The organism is Floridaenema fluviatile BLCC-F154, assembly GCF_041929135.1.
In the GTDB taxonomy this organism is placed as follows: domain Bacteria; phylum Cyanobacteriota; class Cyanobacteriia; order Cyanobacteriales; family Aerosakkonemataceae; genus Floridanema; species Floridanema fluviatile.
This window is the reverse complement of the sequence record NZ_JBHFNS010000057.1, coordinates 66,430-89,433: the sequence shown is the minus strand read 5'-3', so window position 1 is coordinate 89,433 and position 23,004 is coordinate 66,430. Positions and strand designations below refer to the sequence as shown.

At 42.0% G+C, this 23,004-nt stretch carries 22 protein-coding genes and 1 other RNA gene; 13 read left to right on the top strand and 10 right to left on the bottom strand.

The features are described from left to right. Window position 1: 1 nt before the first annotated feature. The 4 genes from ACE1B6_RS14060 to gltD all read left to right on the top strand — a co-directional run bounded on the left by ACE1B6_RS14060 (window position 2) and on the right by gltD (window position 2,492). On the top strand, window positions 2-232 hold the full coding sequence (locus ACE1B6_RS14060; RefSeq protein WP_413257862.1) for a YgiT-type zinc finger protein: 231 nt from the start codon (window positions 2-4) through the stop codon (window positions 230-232). A gap of 167 nt (window positions 233-399) precedes the next feature. Further along, window positions 400-720, top strand: a complete 321-nt coding sequence (locus ACE1B6_RS14055) for a S1 RNA-binding domain-containing protein (protein WP_413257861.1) — start codon at window positions 400-402, stop codon at window positions 718-720. Between the two features lie 34 nt (window positions 721-754). Next, window positions 755-904: a hypothetical protein gene (locus ACE1B6_RS14050; protein WP_413257860.1), complete on the top strand. Its 150-nt coding sequence runs from the start codon at window positions 755-757 to the stop codon at window positions 902-904. A gap of 103 nt (window positions 905-1,007) precedes the next feature. Beyond that, window positions 1,008-2,492, top strand: coding sequence for a glutamate synthase small subunit (gltD, locus tag ACE1B6_RS14045; protein WP_413257859.1), 1,485 nt, complete (start codon window positions 1,008-1,010; stop codon window positions 2,490-2,492). 109 nt (window positions 2,493-2,601) lie between these two features. On the opposite strand, the gene ACE1B6_RS14040 is transcribed toward gltD, so the two are convergent. Both ACE1B6_RS14040 and ribBA read right to left on the bottom strand, forming a co-directional pair. Continuing rightward, window positions 2,602-3,924 carry a tetratricopeptide repeat protein gene (locus ACE1B6_RS14040; RefSeq protein WP_413257858.1) on the bottom strand — a complete coding sequence of 441 codons (1,323 nt, stop codon included), beginning with the start codon at window positions 3,922-3,924 and terminating at the stop codon, window positions 2,602-2,604. Between the two features lie 373 nt (window positions 3,925-4,297). Further along, window positions 4,298-5,995 (bottom strand): bifunctional 3,4-dihydroxy-2-butanone-4-phosphate synthase/GTP cyclohydrolase II, encoded by a 1,698-nt coding sequence (gene ribBA, locus ACE1B6_RS14035; protein ID WP_413257857.1) that lies wholly within the window; start codon window positions 5,993-5,995, stop codon window positions 4,298-4,300. Window positions 5,996-6,229: 234 nt separating this feature from the next. Here ribBA and argC point away from each other — a divergent pair, with 234 nt between their 5' ends. After that, on the top strand, window positions 6,230-7,288 hold the full coding sequence (gene argC / locus ACE1B6_RS14030) for an N-acetyl-gamma-glutamyl-phosphate reductase (protein ID WP_413257856.1): 1,059 nt from the start codon (window positions 6,230-6,232) through the stop codon (window positions 7,286-7,288). Window positions 7,289-7,435: 147 nt separating this feature from the next. Here the strand turns inward: argC and eno are convergent, their stop codons facing one another. Then, window positions 7,436-8,725 (bottom strand): phosphopyruvate hydratase, encoded by a 1,290-nt coding sequence (gene eno, locus ACE1B6_RS14025; protein ID WP_413257855.1) that lies wholly within the window; start codon window positions 8,723-8,725, stop codon window positions 7,436-7,438. A 292-nt stretch (window positions 8,726-9,017) separates the two neighbouring features. On the opposite strand from eno, the gene gloA reads away from it, so the two are divergent. The 6 genes from gloA to ACE1B6_RS13995 all read left to right on the top strand — a co-directional run bounded on the left by gloA (window position 9,018) and on the right by ACE1B6_RS13995 (window position 11,725). After that, entirely contained in the window at window positions 9,018-9,443 is a 426-nt protein-coding gene (gloA, locus tag ACE1B6_RS14020; RefSeq protein WP_413257854.1) for a lactoylglutathione lyase, read from the top strand. Between the two features lie 122 nt (window positions 9,444-9,565). After that, window positions 9,566-9,662: signal recognition particle sRNA small type (gene ffs, locus ACE1B6_RS14015), an RNA gene on the top strand. Between the two features lie 25 nt (window positions 9,663-9,687). Further along, complete coding sequence (locus ACE1B6_RS14010) at window positions 9,688-10,062, top strand: phasin family protein (protein WP_413257853.1); 375 nt, start codon at window positions 9,688-9,690, stop codon at window positions 10,060-10,062. 92 nt (window positions 10,063-10,154) lie between these two features. Further along, window positions 10,155-10,598 carry a hypothetical protein gene (locus ACE1B6_RS14005; protein ID WP_413257852.1) on the top strand — a complete coding sequence of 148 codons (444 nt, stop codon included), beginning with the start codon at window positions 10,155-10,157 and terminating at the stop codon, window positions 10,596-10,598. 14 nt (window positions 10,599-10,612) lie between these two features. After that, window positions 10,613-11,038, top strand: a complete 426-nt coding sequence (gene queF, locus ACE1B6_RS14000; protein ID WP_413257851.1) for a preQ(1) synthase — start codon at window positions 10,613-10,615, stop codon at window positions 11,036-11,038. Between the two features lie 180 nt (window positions 11,039-11,218). Further along, on the top strand, window positions 11,219-11,725 hold the full coding sequence (locus ACE1B6_RS13995) for a MarR family winged helix-turn-helix transcriptional regulator (protein ID WP_413257850.1): 507 nt from the start codon (window positions 11,219-11,221) through the stop codon (window positions 11,723-11,725). On the opposite strand, the gene ACE1B6_RS13990 is transcribed toward ACE1B6_RS13995, so the two are convergent. Both ACE1B6_RS13990 and ACE1B6_RS13985 read right to left on the bottom strand, forming a co-directional pair. Then, window positions 11,722-13,098 carry a cytochrome c biogenesis protein gene (locus ACE1B6_RS13990; RefSeq protein ID WP_413257849.1) on the bottom strand — a complete coding sequence of 459 codons (1,377 nt, stop codon included), beginning with the start codon at window positions 13,096-13,098 and terminating at the stop codon, window positions 11,722-11,724. The two genes, ACE1B6_RS13995 and ACE1B6_RS13990, sit on opposite strands and share 4 nt — an antisense overlap. Window positions 13,099-13,275: 177 nt before the next feature. Then, window positions 13,276-14,016, bottom strand: a complete 741-nt coding sequence (locus ACE1B6_RS13985) for a cytochrome c biogenesis protein CcdA (protein ID WP_413257848.1) — start codon at window positions 14,014-14,016, stop codon at window positions 13,276-13,278. A gap of 401 nt (window positions 14,017-14,417) precedes the next feature. Here ACE1B6_RS13985 and ACE1B6_RS13980 point away from each other — a divergent pair, with 401 nt between their 5' ends. Both ACE1B6_RS13980 and ACE1B6_RS13975 read left to right on the top strand, forming a co-directional pair. Then, window positions 14,418-15,365 carry an alpha/beta fold hydrolase gene (locus ACE1B6_RS13980; protein ID WP_413257847.1) on the top strand — a complete coding sequence of 316 codons (948 nt, stop codon included), beginning with the start codon at window positions 14,418-14,420 and terminating at the stop codon, window positions 15,363-15,365. Between the two features lie 48 nt (window positions 15,366-15,413). Continuing rightward, window positions 15,414-15,875 (top strand): VOC family protein, encoded by a 462-nt coding sequence (locus tag ACE1B6_RS13975; protein ID WP_413257846.1) that lies wholly within the window; start codon window positions 15,414-15,416, stop codon window positions 15,873-15,875. 118 nt (window positions 15,876-15,993) lie between these two features. Here ACE1B6_RS13975 and ACE1B6_RS13970 read toward each other — a convergent pair whose 3' ends face one another. From ACE1B6_RS13970 to ACE1B6_RS13945, 5 genes are all read right to left on the bottom strand, one after another. Continuing rightward, complete coding sequence (locus ACE1B6_RS13970; RefSeq protein WP_413257845.1) at window positions 15,994-17,247, bottom strand: FtsW/RodA/SpoVE family cell cycle protein; 1,254 nt, start codon at window positions 17,245-17,247, stop codon at window positions 15,994-15,996. Window positions 17,248-17,386: 139 nt separating this feature from the next. Further along, a complete protein-coding gene (locus ACE1B6_RS13965) occupies window positions 17,387-17,590 on the bottom strand; it encodes a phycobilisome linker polypeptide (RefSeq protein ID WP_073595487.1) in 204 nt (67 codons plus the stop codon). 216 nt (window positions 17,591-17,806) lie between these two features. Beyond that, window positions 17,807-18,292, bottom strand: a complete 486-nt coding sequence (gene apcB / locus ACE1B6_RS13960; RefSeq protein ID WP_413257844.1) for an allophycocyanin subunit beta — start codon at window positions 18,290-18,292, stop codon at window positions 17,807-17,809. Between the two features lie 71 nt (window positions 18,293-18,363). Beyond that, complete coding sequence (gene apcA, locus ACE1B6_RS13955; protein WP_413257843.1) at window positions 18,364-18,849, bottom strand: allophycocyanin subunit alpha; 486 nt, start codon at window positions 18,847-18,849, stop codon at window positions 18,364-18,366. A 586-nt stretch (window positions 18,850-19,435) separates the two neighbouring features. Then, window positions 19,436-22,834: a phycobilisome rod-core linker polypeptide gene (locus ACE1B6_RS13945; RefSeq protein ID WP_459563026.1), complete on the bottom strand. Its 3,399-nt coding sequence runs from the start codon at window positions 22,832-22,834 to the stop codon at window positions 19,436-19,438. Between the last annotated feature and the right edge of the window lie 170 nt (window positions 22,835-23,004).

Here is a 23,004-nt window from a genome sequence, read left to right as displayed (position 1 = left end):
AATGAATAATAATACTTGGCAGGAAACATTTGTTGAACAAAAAGTTAATTATACCCTAGAGATGGAGGGAAAATTTTTTATTATTGAAAACGTACCAGCACGAGTTTGTGTGGAAACTGGGGAACAGTTATTTTCTCCTGAAACAGTACAACGTATTCAGCAAATGATTAGAGGAAAAGAAAAACCATCACGAATTATTGAAACACCAGTATACGAGTTTATGGCAGGTTAATAACTTATGGACTACCAGAAAATTATTACAAACAAACTTATGACCAAAATTTTAAGTTGCTCGAAAGACCTTATCAGGGTAGGCCAAATATTGAACTAGCAATTCCTCACAATCTGTTTCCCATCTTAAACCAGTTTCCTAGAGTACTCAAACAGCAATAATTGATTATGAATGAACAGTTTTGGAGCCAAATAAAATCTAAATACCAACTCGGTAAATTAATCTACGGTACAGTTGAAGCTCATACTCCTTTTGGTGTTTTTGTCGATATTGGAGACGAAAAGGTAAGAGGAATTATTCAAATTACTGATTTTCTGGATACAGGATCGATGACACCTGAAATGTATCCCGATATTAGCTCATCTGTTGGTGCGGTTGTGGTTGGATACACGGAAGACGATCGCAATCAAATTTGGTTAAGCGTTAAACCTAGTGTACTACAAAAATCACTGGTAAAGTTAAAACTTCCTGTTGCCAACCAACTATAACACCGTAAGTTAACCAGAGGAAGTTATTAGCTAAATGCCCCAAATCTCATCAAATGCCATCACTTTAGAAGAGTTTATTAAATTATTAGAAACAAAACCCGCTTGTGAATATATTGGCGTTAAAATTATTCAAAAACCAATGTCGAAAATTCGCCACTCACGACTTCGGGCTAAATTGATGTAGAACAAATATTTGCATGGTTAAAAATGAGAAAGTAATCAGTGAACTGCATTACTATATCTAAACGAAAAAAAGTTAACAAACTTGCATTTGGAGAACAAAAACAATGGGAAAACCAACAGGATTTATCGAATTTCTTCGGGAAGTAGCATCGGAAGTTGAACCGATCGATCGCATTCGCAACTGGGACGAGTTTCACCTGCCAATGCCAGAGGAAAAACTCCGCACCCAAGGCGCAAGATGTATGGACTGCGGCGTGCCTTTTTGCCACACGGGAACTGTTATTAGTGGCATGGCAAGTGGTTGTCCAATTAATAACTTAATCCCAGAATGGAACGATCTAGTTTATCGCGGTCTGTGGCGAGAAGCACTCGATCGCCTGCACAAAACTAACAATTTCCCCGAATTTACCGGAAGAGTTTGTCCTGCACCCTGCGAAGGCGCTTGTGTTTTGGGCATTAGTAACCCACCAGTTACGATTAAAAATATTGAGTATTCGATCGCTGAAAAAGGCTGGGATGAAGGCTGGATCACCGCAGATCCACCAGCCAAGCGTACCGGGAAAAAGGTTGCGATCGTCGGATCGGGCCCAGCCGGACTTTCCGCAGCTGCTCAACTTAACAAAGCTGGACATTTGGTGACTGTGTTTGAAAGGGCCGATCGTCCAGGCGGACTGCTAATGTACGGAATTCCTAACATGAAATTGGACAAAGAGCAAGTTGTCCTGCGCCGCTTGAAAGTCTTGGAAGATGAAGGCGTGAAGTTTGTCTGCAACACCGAAGTTGGCAAAGATATTACTTCCGAGCAATTGCTCAAAGAATTTGATGCGGTCATACTTTGTACAGGGGCGACTAAACCTAGAGATTTGCCGATCGAAGGACGCGAATTAAAAGGTATTTACTTCGCAATGGACTTTCTCACCGCTAACACCAAGGCAATTTTAAACAAAAGTCAAAATGGCGGCTTCATCACTGCGGAAGGTAAAGATGTGGTAATCATCGGTGGTGGTGACACCGGAACAGACTGCGTAGGAACTTCCATTCGTCACGGCTGCAACAGTCTCGTTCAAGTGGAAATTTTACCTAAGCCACCCTCAGAACGTGCGGCTGACAACCCTTGGCCCGAATGGCCGAAAGTTTATAAAATGGACTACGGTCAAGAGGAAGCAGCGGCGAAATTTGGTGACGATCCCCGTGTTTATACTACTACGGCGACCAAGTTTGAAGGCGACGAAAACGGCAATGTGAAAGCCGTTCATACGGTACAGGTGCAATGGGAGAAAAACGAAAAAGGTCAGTTTATTCCCAAACACATCCCCGGTACAGAAAAAGTAATTCCCGCCCAACTCGTTCTGTTAGCAATGGGCTTTTTGGGGCCAGAACAACCGCTGCTGGATGCGTTGGGGCTAGAACGCGACGCACGCAGCAACGTTAAAGCCGACTACGGTAAATATAACACCAGCATTCCCGGTGTTTTCGCCGCTGGTGACTGTCGTCGCGGTCAAAGCCTTGTAGTTTGGGCTTTCAACGAGGGTCGAGGTGTCGCCCGTGAGTGCGACTTGTACTTAATGGGAAGTACTGATTTACCGTAGTTTCAACCAGGGGAGCAGGGGAGTAGGGGAGATAACTGAAAACTCAAAAGTGTCCCCAGTCCCCAGTCCCCAGTCCCCAGTCCCCAGTCCCCAGTCCCCAGTCCCTTACCTAAGCTGTTCGCAATGCCAGATCTACATCTTCTAATGCGCCGAGTTTATCACCGATCGCAAACCGAGCCAATCCTCGATTAATGTAAGCTGAATTTAAGTTGGGATTTAGTTTTAAAGCTTGATTAAAGTCAACAATTGCTTGGCTAGAATTGCCTGATCTATAATGTACAAATCCCCGATTGTTATAGGTTCTCGCATCATTCGGGTTAAGTTCTAAAGCGTGATTAAAATCTTTAATTGCTCCTGATTTATCTCCTAAATCAGCACGAGCTAAACCCCGACTAACATAAGCTTCAGCTAACTGAGGATTTTGCTTTAAAGCTTGGTTAAAATCCTCTAGTGCTTTTTGAATATTTCCTTGCACCCGAAAAGCTAATCCTCGATTATTATAAGCTGCGGCATAATCAGGTTTGTGGATAATTGCGCGATTAAAATCTGCGATCGCTTTAGCAAAATCTCCTTGGTAATAATAAGCTAAAGCCCGATTATAGAACGCATTGGCTTTTTTGGGATTGATTTTGATCGCTTCCGTATAGTTTTCAATTGCTGCGGGATAATCTCCCATTAAAGTGCAAATATTACCGCGATTATTGTAAGTTTCTGCGTCAGTAAAGTTAATATCTAAAGATTGATTATAATCAGCAATGGCTCCTGAACGATCGCCATTCATCTGCCGCACTAAACCACGATTATAGTAAACTGCGGCTAAATCAGGTCCTAAGTTCGCCGCTTTTTTTAAATCTGCCATTGCGCCTATTCGATCGCCTAATTGTAGCAGTGTATTGCCCCGATTATTATAAGCTTCGACAAAGTTAGGATCGATTTCTATTGCTTGGTCAAAATCCGCGATCGCACCCGAAAAATCACCCAAGTAACAACGTGCTATTCCCCGATTATTATAAGCCTGTACTTGTTGCGGATCGATCTTTAAAGCTCGATCGTAATCTGCAATAGCCGCGGCTATTTCTCCTAAATAAATCTGCGATAAACCCCGACTAATATACGCAATAATTAATTCAGGATTTAAATTAATTGCTTGGCTAAAATCTGCGATCGCCTCCTCTGGCGCTTCTAAATCAAAATATAATAAACCTCGGCTTAAGTAGCCATTGGCAAAATCCGGGTTTAGTTGCAAAGCATAATCAAAATCAATTAATGCTCTTTGATATTCTCCCAAGTAATAGTAAGCTTGACCTCGGTTATAGTATCCCACATAATTAGGTTCCAGATTAAGCACCTGATTAAAATTGGCGATCGCTGCTGAGTAATCCCCTTGTTTCACGTTGCAAATGCCTTGATTTAAGATGTTTTGTAAACTCATAACCTGACCATTGAATTTACTAAAATTTTGGGTACAAGAACTTAGGTAATTTCTGCCAATTACCAGAACAATTACATTTATGAGTGTTGAGGCGATTAGATCCGAATAAGTTTTCTAGAAGTTTGATCTCCTCTCAATTTGCCTCATCACCATTAGCTTATTCTTGTTTATACAGCGATTATCCCAAAATTTGCGGTTGACATAACCTACTTTACTTAATCTTTACTACTTCCCTCAGCAAATTTACGGTAACTTCACACAGATAGGATATAAGTAAATTTTAGGAGCGAGTCTAGGAAAGATAGCCTATAGGCCAAATAATTAACTATTTCCCAGATTCTCGCCCCTAAATTAGCTACGATTAATCCTGAATTTAAATCATGAAACAATCGTCAGGAGAAGTATCAGCAACAAAACTATAGATTTTTTGGGTTTCCAAATGGTTGCAGATAGAAGAAGGTAACTGACTCAGGGAAAAGCTTTGACGATTGAGATTTACCTGCAAACTAGTCAAGGGATCGCTACCAGAAGAAATCAGAAAATCTAACCGTTCTAAATCAGACCAGGAAGCTATACTATCAAGAATTTTGGCGATCGCTTCCAAGTAAGGATGACTTGCTTGTTGATACCAGTCAGGCGATGCTAATTTAGGTTGATCGAAACCTAAATGAACCGTTAGATAAGGTTGACCGAAAAGCGCGATCGTTACAGGTCTAGCTTCTTCCTGTAACAATAAATCATGAAGGCTAGCCATCAAGCGTAACTTCTCCAAACGTTCATAACGTTCTTGAATAGAAGATCCGCCTCGCCATTGAACTGCTACTGTAACCAAATAAGTTTGTAACAGCAAATGACCTAACTTTTGAGCTTTCGTCGCCAGATAAGTAGAATTATAAGAAGTCGCTTCAATCAGTAGAGGTACTCTTTCCGCCACCTCTAAACCGTAACCTTTCAATCCGGCAATTTTCCGCGGATTATTCGTAATCAGGCGAATTTTTTTCACCCCTAAATCATTGAGAATTTGCGCCCCAACTCCATAATTTCGCAAGTCAGCCGGAAAACCTAATCTTTCATTTGCTTCTACAGTATCTAATCCCAAATCTTGCAAAGAATAGGCTTTTAACTTGTTAACTAAACCAATTCCTCTGCCTTCTTGCCGTAAGTAAACTACCACCCCACTACCAGCATTTTCAATCATTTTTAAAGCTGCTTGTAACTGCATTCGACAATCACAACGCAGCGAACCTAAAGCATCACCAGTTAAACATTCCGAGTGCATCCGTACCATTACTGTTTGTGACGCAAATTCCTCTGGATTACCTTTAACAATGGCAACGTGCTCGGAATCATCTAAAACGTTGCGGTAGGCGTAAATTTGGAAATTTCCGAATTGTGTCGGTAATTCGGCAATTGTTTCTCGACAAATAAATCGATCGTGCTGCAATCGATAACTAATGAGATCGGCGATCGAAATAATCTTCAGATGATGTTTTTTCGAGTATTCAATTAACTCTGGCAATCTCGCCATTGAACCATCTGGGTTTTGAATTTCGCAAATTACTCCCGATGGATAAAGACCGCCTAATCTCGCTAAATCTACCGCCGCTTCCGTATGACCCGCCCGTTTCAGTACGCCCCCAACTCTCGCCCGAATCGGGAAAATATGACCCGGACGACGTAAATCTTTCGGTTGAGTAGCTGGATTAATTGCTACTTGAATTGTCCGCGCTCGATCTTCCGCGGAAATCCCTGTAGTAACACCTAAGTGAGTAGCAGCATCAATACTCACAGTAAAAGCAGTTTGGTTACTGTCAGTGTTATTACTGACCATTAAAGGCAAATCCAGTTCATCCAAACGTTCCCCGCTCATTGCCAGACAAATTAATCCTCTGGCATTAACAGCCATAAAATTAATTAAGTCGGGTGTAGCAAACTGCGCCGCACAAATTAAATCGCCTTCATTTTCCCGATTTTCGTCATCTACTACCACTACCGCTCTGCCTGCTTTAATTTCTGCTAAGGCGGTGTCAATCGAGTCAAAATTAAAAGGTTGGATAGGAGTTTCTTCCACTAATATCGTAAAATTTCGTAAAGTTTTTCCTCTTTAATTTTAACCCGTTCTTCTGTCTAAAATATCAGGCAGATCAGTTATAAAGATCGGAGGAGCAGGCGAGCTCCAGGAGCAAAATCGCAAATCCAAAATCTAAAATCGAAAATCGTTTGGTTCTGCCAAATAGAGGTTTTAGTACTACAATGCAGCAAAAGTTGTACCTGATTAAAATAAAACGTACAAAGGTCAAGGATCATGGGTAATATGGGGCGCGTGCCCGTTGGTATTGTCGGCGCATCAGGTTACGGTGGTGTGCAGTTAATGAGACTCCTAATGGAGCATCCAGGGGTAGAGATAGTTTATCTGGGCGGTGAAAGTAGCGCCGGGAAACCTTTTTCAGATTTATACCCACATTTGAGTCCATTCGTAGATTTGAAGATAGAGTCGATCGATTTAGATAAAATTGCGGCTCATTGTCAGGTGGTGTTTCTTTCTTTGCCCAATGGGTTAGCTTATCAAATGGCTCCACCCTTATTGGCAAAGGGATGCAAGGTACTCGATCTTTCAGCAGATTACCGTTTTTTCGATCTTAGTACTTATACATCTTGGTATGGTGGCGATCGCCAAGATCGAGAAATCGCCTCGACAACGGTTTATGGCTTACCGGAACTATATCGCGATCGCATCGCCCAAGCCCAACTAATCGGCTGTCCCGGTTGCTACCCAACAGCTAGCCTCTTAGCCTTAGCTCCCCTGTTCAAACAAGGGTTAATTTTGCCAGAAACCGCTATTATTGATGCTAAATCTGGGACTTCCGGTGGTGGAAGACAAGCAAAAGTTAATATGTTGTTAGCCGAAGCAGATAGTTCTCTAGGCGCTTACGGAGTCGCCCGCCACCGCCATACCCCCGAAATTGAACAAATTTGCAGCGATTTAGCCGGACATGATATTACTGTTCAATTTACACCTCACCTAATTCCAATGGTACGGGGTATCCTAGCCACAGTCTACGCCTCAATGCGCGATCCCGGACTACAACACAAAGATTTAATTACCATTTACAACGCCTTTTATCGCAATGCCCCTTGGGTGAAAGTTCTGCCCAGCGGTACTTATCCCCAAACTAAATGGGCTTGTGGTACTAATCTTTGTTATATCGGTTTGGAAGTCGATTCCCGCACCGGGCGAGTAATTGTCATGTCTGCGATCGATAATTTAATGAAAGGACAAGCCGGACAAGCTATTCAGTGCCTCAATATCATGATGGGCTGGGAAGAAACCTTGGGTTTACCTCAGTTATCTTTCTATCCCTAGAGAGTAGGGGGCAGGGGGGGCAGGGGGGCAGGGGGGCAGGGGGGCAGAGGGGCAGAGGGGCAGAGGGGCAGAGGGGCAGGGGGGCAGGGGAGACAAGGAGAATTTTTATCTTCTGCCTTCTGCCTTCTGACTTCTGCCCTCTGCCTTCTACCTGGGCCCAAAACCGACTGCGCCAGCGTAAACTGCTTGACTGCCTAACTCTTCTTCAATTCGTAATAATCGATTGTATTTAGCAACTCGTTCACTGCGACAAAGGGAACCTGTTTTAATTTGTCCGGCTCTCGTGGCTACTGCTAAATCTGCGATCGTCGTATCTTCAGTTTCTCCTGAACGATGACTAATTACACAACGATAACCATTACGATTTGCTAAATCGATCGTTTCCAAAGTTTCCGTCAAAGAACCAATTTGATTTAACTTAATCAAAATTGCATTACCAGCTTTTGCTGCTATCCCTTTCTTTAATCGATTGGCATTAGTTACAAATAAATCATCACCAACTAATTGCACTTTTGACCCTAATTTTTGGGTGAGTAAAGTCCAATTAGGCCAATCTTCTTCGTGCAATCCATCCTCAATGGAAACGATCGGATATTGCGCTACCATTTGTGATAAATAATCAACTAATTCCGCAGCAGAATGAGCAGCACCATCGTAAACATATTGACCATTTTTGTAAAATTCGCTAGCAGCTACATCCAAAGCCAAAGCTATTTCTTCTCCTGGTTTATATCCCGCTTTTTCTATCGCTGCAACCAGTAATTCTAAAGCCTCGACATTAGACTTTAAATTAGGAGCAAAACCGCCTTCATCACCTACACCAGTCAACAAACCTTTATCTTGCAAAACTGCACTTAAAGCCGCGAATACTTCTGCACCCCAACGCAATGCTTCCCGAAAGGAATCTGCTCCAATGGGAACAATCATAAACTCTTGAAAATCTACATTGTTCGCCGCATGAGCCCCACCATTAATTACATTCATTAAAGGCACTGGAAGTAAATTAGCTAAAGGCCCACCTAAATAACGATATAAAGGTAAAGTTAATGCCGCAGCACTTGCCTTTGCTACTGCCAAAGAAACGGCTAAAATTGCATTAGCTCCTAAGTTAGATTTATTTGGGGAACTGTCTAAATCGATCATGGTGCGATCGATAAATTCTTGATTCACCGCATCTAAACCAAATAATTTCGGCGCTATTTTCTCTCTAACATTTTCTACCGCTGTTAGAACTCCTTTCCCACCATAACGACTTTGATCTCTATCCCGCAGTTCGTGGGCTTCAAAAGTTCCCGTAGAAGCACCACTAGGAACTTGTGCCAATCCCATAATGCCATTCGCTAGGTAAACTTCGGCTTCAACTGTCGGTTTTCCCCGTGAATCTAAGATTTCCCGTGCTTGGATAAAATCAATAGCAGTATCTAATGTGTTAGTCATGACTTCACTTAACCTGAATCGCAGCTAGGGCAAATGGCTCATACTAAGTAGCAGCGCAACAGAAGACGCAAACCTACAGTAAACCTAAATTTAAACCAAATCGCCTGCTCGTTTAGCATACTTTGAATCAGGTTGCACAGAGAATAATTTTCTCCTTTGGTTTGTCAGCACTTAGTTTCTTCTTTTCTGCTTAAGTACAGAGTGCTACCTGAGACAGGAGAGATGAAAAAATTCCAGTGAAAATCTAAAATCGAAAATCGAAGCCCGCAAGTAAATAGATTAGGAGTTAATCATGCGCCTGCTACACACAATGTTGCGCGTTGGCAATCTGGAAGAATCGCTAAAATTTTACACCGAAGTTTTGGGAATGCAGTTGTTACGCCAGAAAGATTATCCTGATGGTAAGTTTACTTTGGCTTTTGTCGGTTACGGTGACGAGTCCGATCACACAGTTTTGGAATTAACTTACAACTGGGGTACTGAGCAATACAATTTGGGTGATGCTTATGGGCATATTGCGATCGGAGTCGATGACATTTACGCTACTTGCGAGCAAATTAAAGCCCAAGGTGGCAAAGTAGTCCGCGAACCAGGCCCAATGAAACATGGTTCCACCGTGATCGCTTTTGTGCAAGACCCCAACGGTTACAAAGTCGAACTCATTCAACTCGGCACCCAAGGAACTGCCACTGAGAAGCAACAGTTGGTAACTCAGTAGGGGCAGGGGGGCAGGGGGGAAAAATTTAACTATATCTGAAACTTCTCCCACCTCCCCGCCTCCCCAGTCTCAAATCACAACCCACAACTCAAAACTTCCCCAAACGTGCTATTATTAAATCAGACCTGGACTTATGCGATTACAACGCTCAAATCTTGTCAGGACCGGAAGGTAGCAGCAATACGAGATGCTTGTGATAGGCGTAAACTCCGGGTCGCCCTTTTTTTGAGAAGACTCGGTAATTATGGCTGGTTTAGGGGATCTGGTTAAGAAAGCGTTTTACCTGGGAGTTGGGGTAGCTGCTTCTGCCGCTCAGTCAGCAAATGAAAAATTAGCAGAATTAAGAGTACAAGCTCAGAAGTTGGCAGATGAAATGGTGGCGAAGGGCGAAATTACTACAGAGGAAGCCAAACGTTTAGTAGATGAAATGGTAAACCGCGCCCAACAACAGCAACCAATTAATTCTACCGATCGAGATCAACCTCGTGGTGAACCGCGCCCGATCGAAATTTCCTCAGATGAAGATCTCCCTGTGAAGGCAGAAGGGCAGAATGTGAATAATCTGCAAGAACAAGTAATGCAGCTACAAGAAGAGTTACGTCGTCTTAAGCAAGAATAACTCAAAATAATTGTGTATCATTGAGTTTAAATTATCAAGTTTCTCAGCTTGCCCCAAAAATTTATTTTTGTAGCAAGCTCGGCTTAAGAATTATGGAAGATTGGCAAAAAAACTGGTTCGCTATGTTAGAAGCAATGGTTGATGAAGTAGAAAAATTTCTTGATGAAGTTTTGGAAGAAGTTTCCGAAGCTGTATCAGAAGCATCAGAAGCTTTTGCGGAAGCTTTTGATGCCTTTGCCAAAAATCCAGAAGAGTTCGTCACTCAATGGCAAAGTAATATTAATGTTGAGTTTGAGCAGTTTTTTAGTGACATATTTGAACCCACTTTTTTAGATTTTGATGAGATTCATTTTGAAAGTGATTGGCCCATAACTGATTGGGTAGAACCTTCGGCAGATTTTCATCCTGCTTGTATTGGTTGCCGTCATTTTCATGGTCAACTTTATGGTGGTAATCTGTTAGTTTGTGGGATGCACCCTTACGGTTGTGAAGGCGAAAGTTGCCCTGATTGGGAAGAGGATCAAAGAGGTTTTTAAGTAGTAATTTAGTTATGACAACTCAATCTTTTAATCAGCAGAATTCTGAATTAGAACCAAGTTCAGAAATGAAGTATGGCGAACGTTTGATTGCGTCAGGACAGTTAATTACTTTCCCTAATCCGCGGATTGGTAGACGTTACGATATTAATATTAGTTTGCCTGAGTTTACTTGTAAGTGTCCGTTTTCTGGCTACCCGGATTTTGCCACAATTCACTTGAATTATGTCCCTAATGAAAAGGTTGTGGAGTTGAAATCTTTGAAGCTTTATATTAATAGTTTTCGCGATCGCTACATTTCCCATGAAGAATCGATTAATCAAATTTTAGATGATTTCGTTGCCGCTTGCGACCCCTTAGAAGCAACTGTTAAAGGAGACTTTGCACCCAGAGGAAATGTGCATACAGTAATTGAGGTACGCCATCAACGTCATCCTTAATTTAATCAGACAAAATAAAAAAGTACGTAGTGCGCTTCAGCGCCAAATAAAGGCGCTGAAGCGCAACAAACTAGCTAAAAAATCGAAAATTAGTATTTTTTTACTTAACTGAGCTTATACTTAGTTTGTAGATATTTAGATTTTAAAATAAGTTGTAGGCACAACTGAGTGAATGCAGCAATGAATAATGTAGAGATTTTGGCACAGGTGCAACGGGATTGGCAAAAAACGCGACCTGATATAGATCCTAGTTCAATGGTAACTGTTTTAGCGATTCGCCGTACCGCCTTGGAAGAGGAAAAAATCGCGGAAAAACTCTTCACTAAATACGATTTGAATGCTGCTACATTCGGATTGCTGACTACCCTGCGATGTTCTGCACCAGCTGAAGGGATAACTTTAACGGAACTTGCTCAATTTGTGTTAGTCACTCCCGCTTCGATCACTAATCGAGTCGATCGCTTGGAAGAAAGAGGTTTAGTCAAACGTCAAGCTGTACCCGGAGATAGACGACGCTGGCTAGTACAACTAACATCAACCGGACAAGAATTAGTGGATGAAATTATTCCCAAATACCTAGAAAATCAACGTCAGTTACTTTCAGTTTTAGATGACAAAGAACAGCAGCTATTACACTTTTTGTTACTCAAGTTATTATCAAGTTTAACAGTTGCTAATTCCGACTAAACCAAACTTTCTGCCGTGTTTGTTTGGGAAGAAGAAGTTTTCAATTGCTGTAAAACTTCAATAATTTCTCTTTCAAAAGCGACTTGAGCACGATTGGTTCTACCACCAAAATACAGCTTGCCATCTGTTTCTAAAGCCCAAATTTGCGAGTGAGAAATATAACTCATGATTACGCCTAACATGAGCAAACCAAAGCCAGCGTAAACAATGGGAATACCTGGATCTGCTTTAATTTGTAATCCGGTACTACCGATAACTTCTAAAATTTTTAATTTGACTCCGTTGACTTCCGCAGTCATTCCAGTACGAACGGTTGATACTAATTTGCCCGTGACATCATAAATTAATAAAGTTCCCTGCAAATCTTTAGTAATTAAGGAAACACCTTCACTTAAATCAGGTTTTGTGGGAATCCAAGTTCCCCAAATTCTGCCTTTACCATTGGTGTCTAATTGCGCCATTGGTAATTGGAAAACTGGACTGTTGTTAAACTGAAATTTAACGGCAGAAATTCCCCAATCTGTTTGATAGAAAGTTACGCCTTGATAGCGGAGAGGTTTGTTGACGTAAATGGTTTGGCGATCGACTTCTTTACCTTGCTTATCTACAACTGATAAATCAGAATAAAATTGGTCAATTCCGCCTTCTGGAGTGTAATCAATCCAAAAACGGTTAACTTTAACTCCCCAATTTCTTGGAACTTGTGCCGCTCCTAAAGGCCCAGCATCTACAATATTTCTCACCTGAAAAGTTTGTCCGCTGGGAATCATTTCTTGGGCAACAAATCCCGTAATTCCTCCCCAAATAGACCCTGCTAAAATTATCAACATACTAGCATGAACGATAATCGGGCCAATTCGTCCAGCTATACCTTTTCGCGCATATAAAGAATTGCCTTCCTGAAAGATGAGATAACTACGTTTTTGTAATTCTGGTAATAAAGAATTTAAAGAACTTGTTTCTAATTCAGCACTCAGAGCCAACTTTTCAAATTGCCGAGGTTGCTGATAAAATTTCCAATTTCTCGCTGCTTTCAATGCCGGAAATTGCCTAGTAAAAGTACAAGCAGTGAGACTAGAACCAAATAAAATTAACAGTGATAAAAACCACCAAGTTCGATATACATGATCTAAGCCGATAATTAGGATAACTTTCCAAGTGAGAAAGCCAAATAAAGCCGGATGTTCGGGATAATTAGATTGATAAAATGCAACAGATTGACCTTGTTCGATTACTGTACCGCTGATGCTGAAAAGTGCGATCGCCAACAGCAACAAAATCGCCAACCGCAAATCCGCCAACAAAGGCAATAACTCACCCCGGAAAAACTTGTTAATCTTATTAAATGGAGATTCAGAATTAGTAACAGTCATTCGATTTTAGATTTTCAATTTTCGATTTTAGATTCACCTAAGATAGCAGCCCTAACTAATTTGTGAACTTAACCTCTTGAAACTCCTTTTCTGCGTCCTCTGCATCTGGAGTGGTTCAAAAAAATTAAACTTCACCCATCATCTAGAACTGCTATCTAAAATTATCCCACAATTGACCTACCAAATTACCCCCGGAATCCGAGACAACAGAGAAAACACCCCAAAACCTACTAACAAAGCCCCACTAACCGGATTAATCCAACTAGACCAGCGACGCAATTCCAAAAACTTCTTAATAGACGCAGTAAAAGTTCCCGCCAAAATTAAAGGTGTTACATATCCAGCCGTGTAAGATAGTAACAAAATTCCCCCTAAAATTACATCTTTACTACCAGCCACCCAAGCTAACAAAGTAGCTAAAACGGGAGTACTACAAGGAGAAGCAACCAAACCAAAAGTCAACCCTAATAAATAAGAACGTACCCCATGAGGCAAATCTTGAGAAATCAAATCTATACCACTAAAAGAAGGAAAGCGCAAAGGCAAAGCTTCTAATAAATTCAACCCCATAATAATGGCAATAATACTGACAATAATTGGTAAACCAATGCCAACTTTACCGTATACTTGACCAACAAAAGCGGCAACAATTCCCAATCCGGCTAATGTAGTAGCTAATCCCAAAGAAAACCAAGTTGATTGCGCCGCAGCCTGTAACCGACTTTTAGCTTCATAACCACCAATATAACCAATAGTAATCGGCAACATTGAAAGCATACAAGGTGTTAAACTCGTGAGTAACCCAGCAATAAAAATAATCGCCACACTCAACCAACTAAGTTGTAAAAGTTGAGTTTGCACGAGATTATCGGCATATTGTCCTAGTTGATAAAGGTATGTTTGTACTGTTTCCCACATAAGGCGATCGCTAATGGCAAGCTTTGACTAACTGTAAGCTGTTACGCATTTAAAAGTCATATTGTAGGGTGCGTCAGATTTAGATATTTTCCTTTCTACATAGGCTTTACCGTCTGACGCACCCTACTCGTTAATAAGTGATTTAAATGCGTAACAGCTTATTGTAACTTAACAGAATATTTCTATTTTACTTTATTCCTGAAGTTTGTCGCCATTCTAAATAAATGACACTATTTTCTCTTTCTTCTCTTTCTTCTCTTTCTTCTCTTTCTTCTCTTTCTTCTCTTTCTTCGCGTCCTTCGCGTCTTTGCGGTTCAATAAAAAACTATCTTACTCAACTCAAGTAGCACTGCTATATATTATATTTTAATTAACAAAAGTAGTTTTAAGGCAAAGTAACCATGATACCAGTCTCTCCTACTAATTCCCGCAACTTTAAATCCTCGCCTACACAATTTTACACTTGGAAAAAGTACCGTTGCGCCTACGAAGTTCATACACCAACAAACGCAGATAACAATCAAAAGATTGCCTTGTTATTAATTCATCCCATTGGTGTAGGATTATCTCGGCACTTTTGGCAGAGATTTTATGAAAAATGGTATCAAACAGGGAGAGAAAATTCAATTTATAATCCAGATTTATTAGGATGTGGAGAAAGCGATATGCCTCATGTAGCTTATACCCCTAATGATTGGGCGGAACAGTTGCAAGAGTTTTTACAGAATGTTGTGAAAAGACCTGTAATTTTAGTAGTGCAAGGTGCCTTGTTTGCGGTAGCAATTGAACTCCTGCAAAAACCCAGTATATCCCATTTAATCAAAGGAATTGTATTATCTGGCCCCCCAGCTTGGCCTGTAGTCACCAAAAAAGCCAAAACTTGGCAGCAAAAATTAACTTGGAATTTGCTAGATTCTCCTTTAGGTAATGCTTTTTATCGTTATGCTAGAGGTGAAAAATTCTTAAAATCTTTCTCAACCCGTCAGTTATTTGCAGAAGAAAAACAGGTGGATACTGAATGGTTAAATATGTTAACTTTAGGTGCAAAAGATATGGCAAGTCGCCATGCAGTTTTTGCATTTTTAGCCAGGTTTTGGCAGGCAGGGTATGAACCAGCAATTAATAAAATGAACCAACAAACTCTTGTAGTTTTAGGAGAAAAAGCTTCCAGCATTAGTAAATCTGGTGTTCAAGAAACTCCAGAACAGCGCAGTCAAGCTTATTTAAAACATCTACTTAAAGGCGAAACTGTTTTTACTTCCGGTCGAAATGTTTTACCTTATGAATCAACCGCTGAATTTGTCAAAGTAGTTGCTGATTTTGCTGATAAAATAGAATCAACCTATTAAGAAGTTAGGCAAATTTCTGCGATCGCACTACCCCCCTTATCCCCCATCATGCAAACAACTCCCCAATCTCAGAAAACAGCTTTAGTTCCAGGTAGCCTGCGGCGAGTTCATCACATCGCTTTAAACGTCAAAAATATGCAAGCATCCCGTCATTTTTACGGCAACATCCTGGGACTTCACGAACTCACAGGCGATGAAGTTCCCGAAACCTTAGTTGACTTAGTTGCCAAGGGAAAAGTTGCTAATTTTGTTACTCCCGACGGGACAATTTTAGACTTATTTTGGGAACCAGAACTTACCCCACCAAACCCTGACCCCACACAACAATTTACTCGCGCCAATCATTTAGCTTTCGACATCGACCCCCAATTATTTGATACCGCAGTCGAAGTTTTAAAACAACATCAAATCCAAATAGATCATGGCCCAGTAACTCGTCCCACTGGTAGAGGAATTTACTTCTACGATCCCGATGGTTTTTTAGTAGAAATTCGTTGCAATCCTCTTTAGATTAGAGATTAGGAATTAAGGGCTAGGCACTGGATAATTTTAAACTGACATATTGCACCTGTTCCCAAATCCGCTCCGAAAAACTCCAGTCCCTAGTCCCCAATCACCAGTTCCCTACCTAAGATTTAGATTTAAAATTCGATCGATTCAACGAAACTATTTTTCCCCTTTCCCTAGAACTCCTCTGCACCTCTGTCCCTTCAACCTTTTGAGAACGACGGCGTTCCGCCAAAGATACAACCTTGGCTTCATTACTTTCTCTGGCAACCCGAATTAATAAACCAGCCGCTAACAAACTGGCAATCATCGAATTACCACCATAACTAAACAAAGGAAAAGGTAAACCCGTAGTAGGTAAAGCCCCCGTCGCCACACCAATATTCATTAAAGATTGACCTACCATTAAAATCATCGCCCCGATCGCCACCAATCGATGCACCACCCTTTGCGCCCTTTGCGCCACAATTAACGCCAAAGTTCCATAAACAAACAAAAATCCAAACAACACTAAACAACCAATAAAACCAAACTCTTCCGCATAAACCGCAAAAATAAAATCCGTATATTGAATTGGTAAATAAAATAACTTTTGCTGCGACAAACCAAACCCAGTTCCCCACATCCCCCCAGAACCAATCGCCAACAAACTTTGTACCAACTGATAACCATCACCCAAAGGATCGGCCCAAGGATTCAAAAACATCGTCACCCGTTTTTGCTGATATTCCCGCAAACTAATACTCAGCACAGCTAACAGAAATCCACCTAAAGCAGTTCCCCCCAATTGAAGATATGGCAACCCCGCAGCCAAAGCAATCAGCCAAATCGTCATCCCACAAAACGCCGTTGTACTTAAATTAGGTTGTAACAAAATCCCCAAAAGTACAAAAGCAAAAATACACAGCCAAGTCAGGCGAACTCTTAAATTTAGCTGTTCCCACTTCCCGAAAACTCTAGCACTTTGGAGCACTAAAAAAGGCTTAATCAATTCTGATGGTTGAATCGGAATTCCACCAATCACCAACCAGCGAGTCGCCCCATTAATAGTCGTTCCTACCCCCGGAATAATCGTCGCTAAAATTAGTAACAAAAGTAGCAACACTACCCAATCAGCGATCGCTACAATATAACGCAACGGCGAGTGGACAACCAAATTAAACACCACCAAGCCCACCAACACCCAAGCGATTTGTCGCTTAAAGTAGTATAATCCATCCCCACGATCGGCATCAGCGATCGAATAAGAAGCCGAAAATAAAATCACCAATCCGATAAATAGCCATAGGAAAGTCAACCAGCGCAGCAATCGAGCCGTAATCGCCCAATCTTCTACAGAATTATCTAAAAACGGAATTAATAGGCTTAGCTTCACTTTACCAACATTAAAACTTTGCCGTCTTTCATCTTATGACTAAAAGCCAACAGATGAAAGACGGCATAACGGAAAAATTGCTATTACCTTGTACAAGTAGCTAGCTTTAAGGAAATTTTTGTCAAGCCTTTTTTGAAAATTACAGCAAACCTGTATTTGCGCCTTGCTTCCCAGTTGCCAATTCAACCTTGAGGATTTTGCCACCCATCTTCATAATTCTTTGTTGTTCACGAAACCAGTTGTCGTAGGGCACCAGTTTAGTGAAATAGGTATTTTGCAATTCTCTCTGAGTACGAATTCTAGTTTGGCTAGGAACACAGGCAGTAATCTTAAACATCCGCATGACTTTTGATTCTCCTACTTTCGGAAACAAACTTATGGGTCTTCATAAACCAAGGTCTGGGACTCAAGAGTAAATACTAGCCGTCAAAACTCATCAATCAGTTAAGACAAGTCTTTAACGCCCTAGCATTGACTCCTGACCTCCCAGACCATGCTTACATAGAAGACAGAGTGATTCAACCTAAACCTTCGTCTTCAATGGCTTCTGAGTAATCTATTAGCTCAAGCCAGAGCAGATGTAGTCGAAGTAAACACCCATTTCTTTACCAGCATCAGCACCAACCAAGCCAGCTGTAACTTCCTTCATAGCTTGGATAGCTTGTACAGTTTGAGGAACTGGAACACCCAAAGAATTGTAGGTTTCCTTCAAACCATTGAGAACGCGCTCATCCAAAATGGAGGGGTCGCCAGCCAACATAGCATAAGTGGAATAACGGAGGTAGTAATCCAAGTCGCGGATGCAAGCAGCATAGCGACGAGTGGTGTACATATTGCCACCTGGACGAGTGACATCAGAGTACAACAACGACTTAGCTACTGCTTCTTTAACAATGGCAGCTGCATTAGCACTGATGGCGCTAGCAGCACGTACCCGCAATTCGCCAGTTTGGAAGTAGCTCTTCAGCTTTTCCAAAGCACCAGTATCTAAGTACTTACCTTGAACGTCAGAGGAGTTAATAACAGATGTAATCGCGTCTTGCATTTGTTTGCTTCCTTCAAGTCACCTAACGAGAGAAATCCTAATTTGGGAAATGCTGAGAGTAGAACCAAGTCCTACTGCATAGCACCAATTACGTAATCGAAGTAGGAGCCAGCTTCACCAGCATCTTCAGCAGACAGCATGGAAGTAGCAACACTCTTCATTGCACGAACACCTTCAGCTACCGCCGGAATTGGGGTACCCAAAGAGTTGTACATTTCACGAACACCAACCAAACCGATTTCTTCGATCGGAGTTACATCACCAGCTACGATTCCGTAGGTAACTAGACGGAGGTAGTAATCCAAGTCACGCAGGCAAGTAGCAGTCATTTCTTCACCGTAGGCATTGCCACCAGGAGAAACAACATCAGGACGCTTTTGGAACAGTTGGTCGCCAGCTTGTTTAACAATACGTTCGCGAGAATCACTCAGAGTTTGAGCAATGCGAAGACGACGTTCGCCGCTTGTTACAAAGCTCTTGATCCGATCTAATTCACCAGGGCTGAGATAGCGGGCCTCAGCATCAGCATTCACGATGGATTTCGTGACGATACTCATTAACGGAATCCTCCAAAAAAAAGATTATCTAACCAGGATTAAAGAAACTGGCGTTGGCAACCGAGTAGCTGAGTGACTTTTGACCTAAACCTCAAACTCCACAGCTTAGATAAGTCTATTCTGAGAAGCAGGTTTAGTAAACTTCAATCTTTTCTCAGATAAAGCAAAGTATACCTGATTTCAGACTCAGCAACCTTCCGCAAATATTTTGCGACATTGCATTCACATTCTGATGCTTCTTGTAATAGTTTTTAATAATTTTCCTCATGATTGCCAGTTTCACCCGATTTTTGTAACTTTTATCGCAACATTTGTCACTAGTTAATCATCATCGACCATTTGTCAATAGTTATTAATTACTTAAATTTTAGGTAGGTTGTTGGGCTTCAGCCTTAATCTGGCAATCAAGCAACAACATAAATATTTTTGTTAATAACCAAATCACTAATAAACAACAGGAAATGCCCTATCCCCAACCGGAGATAAGGCGATTTCGAGTACAAAAAACGGGTAGAGGGACAAGGGACTAAGGGGAATTAAATTTTCCTTCTCACCTTTTCCCCTTTCCCTTCCGCCTGGGAGCCTTTTAGACTCGACCACCCAAATAAGAAGGTGACAAGCTCGACCAAGGAGTTTTCACCAAATCAGTAGCCGCTTTCACACTACCTAAATAGTTACCAGCAGGCAAAGACGGGAAGCGATTATAAGGCACCACATCCTCACCAAAATACTGAGCATATTCAATGCTCTCAATCATCGCCTCAACAGCCGCCTTCAAGCCAGAAGAAGCCAGAATTTGGTTGTATTGCCGAATTTCCGCTTGAGTTGCCGGAGCACGTCCCAACAAATGCCGGAACAAGAACTCAATCACCTTAGTATTTGGATAAGGAGTGTAGAAGCGCCGACGGTAAATTTCCGAACCAGCCAAAGCACGGATAAACTCCCGGACAGAAATTTCGCCATTCCGCAACTTACTTTCTAAGTCTGAGCGACGGAACTCCGCAGGCACTTGACCGCTGAATACATCCATTACTTGACAGTAAATAGCGTTCAGCACCAAAGCCGTCTCCGCCTGAGTCATACCAGGGTTCATCCGGTAAATCCGCGCCGGCTTCCGGCGAGTAGTACCAACACCGACTTCTACAGATTGTCCAGCACCATTGTTGAACGAGCGACCCAACTCAATAAACAAGGGTTTAGATTTATCCATTTCCCTTGCTTGTTTTTCTATGTCGCTCATCGCCTTACTCATCAGCGGCATCTTGGTGTTATCCATCTTCGCCTTCACTGGAGTAAAGCTTGGTACAACCAAATCTTTATTCTGTTTAGTGAGTTGGTTATACAACCTTTGAGAATTCGGGAAATTCGCCGCAGGTAAAGTCAAATAGCGATTGTAAGGTACCGTATCCTCACCAAAGGCAGCTGCATATTCCGCACTGTTGGTCATCGCATTTACAAATGCTTTAATCCCACCAGTTGCCAGAATTTGGTTGTATTTGCGAATTTCTGCTTGGTCTAACGGTGCGCGACCTAAGAAATGTTTAGTTCCTAGTTCAATCACCTTAGTATTCGGATAAGGAGCATAGAACTCCTTAATATAAAGTTGGGACTCACCTAAAGCCGTAATAAACTCCTTCAGGTTAATATCACCATTGCTCAGTTGAGTTTCCCAAACCGTAAATTGATTCTTGATGATGTAAGGCTCAACATCACGCTCGAAGATTTGTCGATAAGCTGCTCTGATGACATTAGCAACAGCCTGCTTATCCTCATTACCCGTGAGCTTGAAGACCTTAGTTTGATCGCGTTTCTTGGAAACACCTTGGTTAATGCGGAATTGTACATCCGGCTCGGTTCGCATATCCGAAACCGCACCCAGTTCCACAAATCTCGGAGTCTCCTCCTGAACAACCTTAGCTCCCGTGTCAGCAATGCTGCTAACTCGCAAACTCCGCAATGATAAACCAGCCGGAGTAATGTAGCGTTCGTAAGGAACAGTGTCTTCTCCGAAAGCCTCGTTGTATTCAACCGAATCAATTAAAGCGTCGATTAAACCGTACAAACCTTTCTTCGAGCAAATATCGAAATACTTGTTGTTCTCCTGACGACCGTAAGTAGGTCTACCCAACAAACGGCGATGGATGTATTCAACAGCTTTACAAACGTACAAAGGTGTCCAATACAGCTTACGGAATAAATCGGATTTCGCTAAAGCCCGAATAAATTCCCGAACCGTAATTTCGCCATTTTCCAGCTTGATTTCTTGGACAGTCAGGCGTTGTCCCTCGTAGACATCGCGCCCGAATACTTGTAAGTAACAAGCTCGAATTAACGCTTGAGTCGAACTTTCCGAGAACTTAACGCTAACACCTTGGCTTGTTTTACCTCTTTTGCCACCTAAACCAGTAAAACTGGGGATTTGGTCGAGCTTGAAGACTTTTGGCCCCAGAGTTCCAGGTGCTTTACCCCTTGTAGCTGGGTTGCTTAATTGGTTTTCAATTCCAGCACCGCAACGAATTAAAATCCGTCTGGTATCCTTACCGAATGGTGCTGGGCTGGCGCTGGGATTTCTGGTTTCTTTGGGGAAAATTGCCCCAAATTGAATTTCTAATGGGTCATTGCCAGAACCATAAGGATGTTGGTCTGGTAATGGACGGTTGTAAGCCGCAAAAGTAGTTAGGAATTGGGGGATTTTGCGGAAGGGGGCACTGTAGTTGAATAAATCTTGTTGTGGTCCCCAGTTGCGACATTCTTGGGCTTCTTGTCCTAGTCCACGGAGGTAAGGTACAGTTTCTTCACCAAAGTAGTCGGCGTATTCTTGGGAGTCTACTAGGGCATCAACTAATCCGGGTAAGCCTTTTTCGGAAACTAGAGCAAAATATTTTTGCACCTCTTCCCGTGAAGATGGCCCTCTACCTAAAATGTGTCGGAAAGCTAATTCTAATGCCCGACTGTTGATATATGGCTGATAAAAATTCTTCCGATATAAAGGAGACTTAGCCAAACGGCGAATAAATTCCTTCATGGAAATATCGCCATTTTTCACCTTCGATTCTAAGTCGGAAATCCCCAGTGAGTAAGCACGGATAATATCCCGCTCAAATACCTGTCTGTATGCTGCTTTCACTACTTCCTGCTTTTCTTTGGCAGAAAGTCCTGGCTTCATGACAAACTTGGGTCGGCGTTCGGCGCTTAAAAAGTAAATTTGTGGCAGTTGTAACCCTTGCTGATCTCCTGAAGGACGTTGCCGTAACTTGTCGGAAGGTGTGGGAGCTTTAAATTCCGAAATCAGTACGTCAAAGTATTCGCTGACTGTGGTTGTCCCTACTTCATCTTGCCGGAAATAGCCTAATGCGGCTGCTTTCATTTCCTGCAAGGCTACGATTGTTGCTTCGCCAGAGCAAGCATTTTCGATGATTTCCCGCAGTCCTCTGGTGTTGACTGCGATAATGTTGGGATCGCCTGCGACGATCGCATAAGTCAGATAACGTAAGAACCATGACAAATCTCTTAAGGATTTAGTCATGTTCCCAGGCCCATACCGAGCTACGTTAATCGGACGAAATCCGGTGGGACTTGGCCCGCCACTGGAAGCGGAAAATAACGATCTGATTCCTTCCAAGAAACCGCCACTGCTTTCTACGAAGGTGGCGGTTCCAAGTTTCATGGATTCTCTTGTATCCAAGTTAGTGCCAGCCATTGTCATTACTGGTTCTTCTTGGGGCTTTTCCAAGAATGCCATTGGTGAACCACCAATAAATATCCGGTTGGCTGCTCTGGATACGATGATTTCCGAATTTTTGGTTAAGGTTTGAGCAATTTCTAACCGTTTGCTGCCAGAACTGAAGTAACTAGCTAGTTCGTTCAGTTCGCCACGTTCTAAAAAGCGGTCTTGTTGTTCCGCTTGGGATATCGTTGCCACTGGCAGGGTTTGGTAAAGCTGCGGACGTGCAACTGAGCTTCCACCACTTGCTTTAACACTCATTGGATCTCAAAAGCTCCCTATAGTTTCTTCTACCCTTTGTTAAACCCGACTGGGTACGCCTGATCTGGGTCAAAGTTTCCTAATTTAGAAGGCTTTGCCCTTACTCCATAACAATCTTTGATTTTTTTCCTCTTTCGTAAGTTAGGGTTCTCTGGTTAATTCTTCTGCCA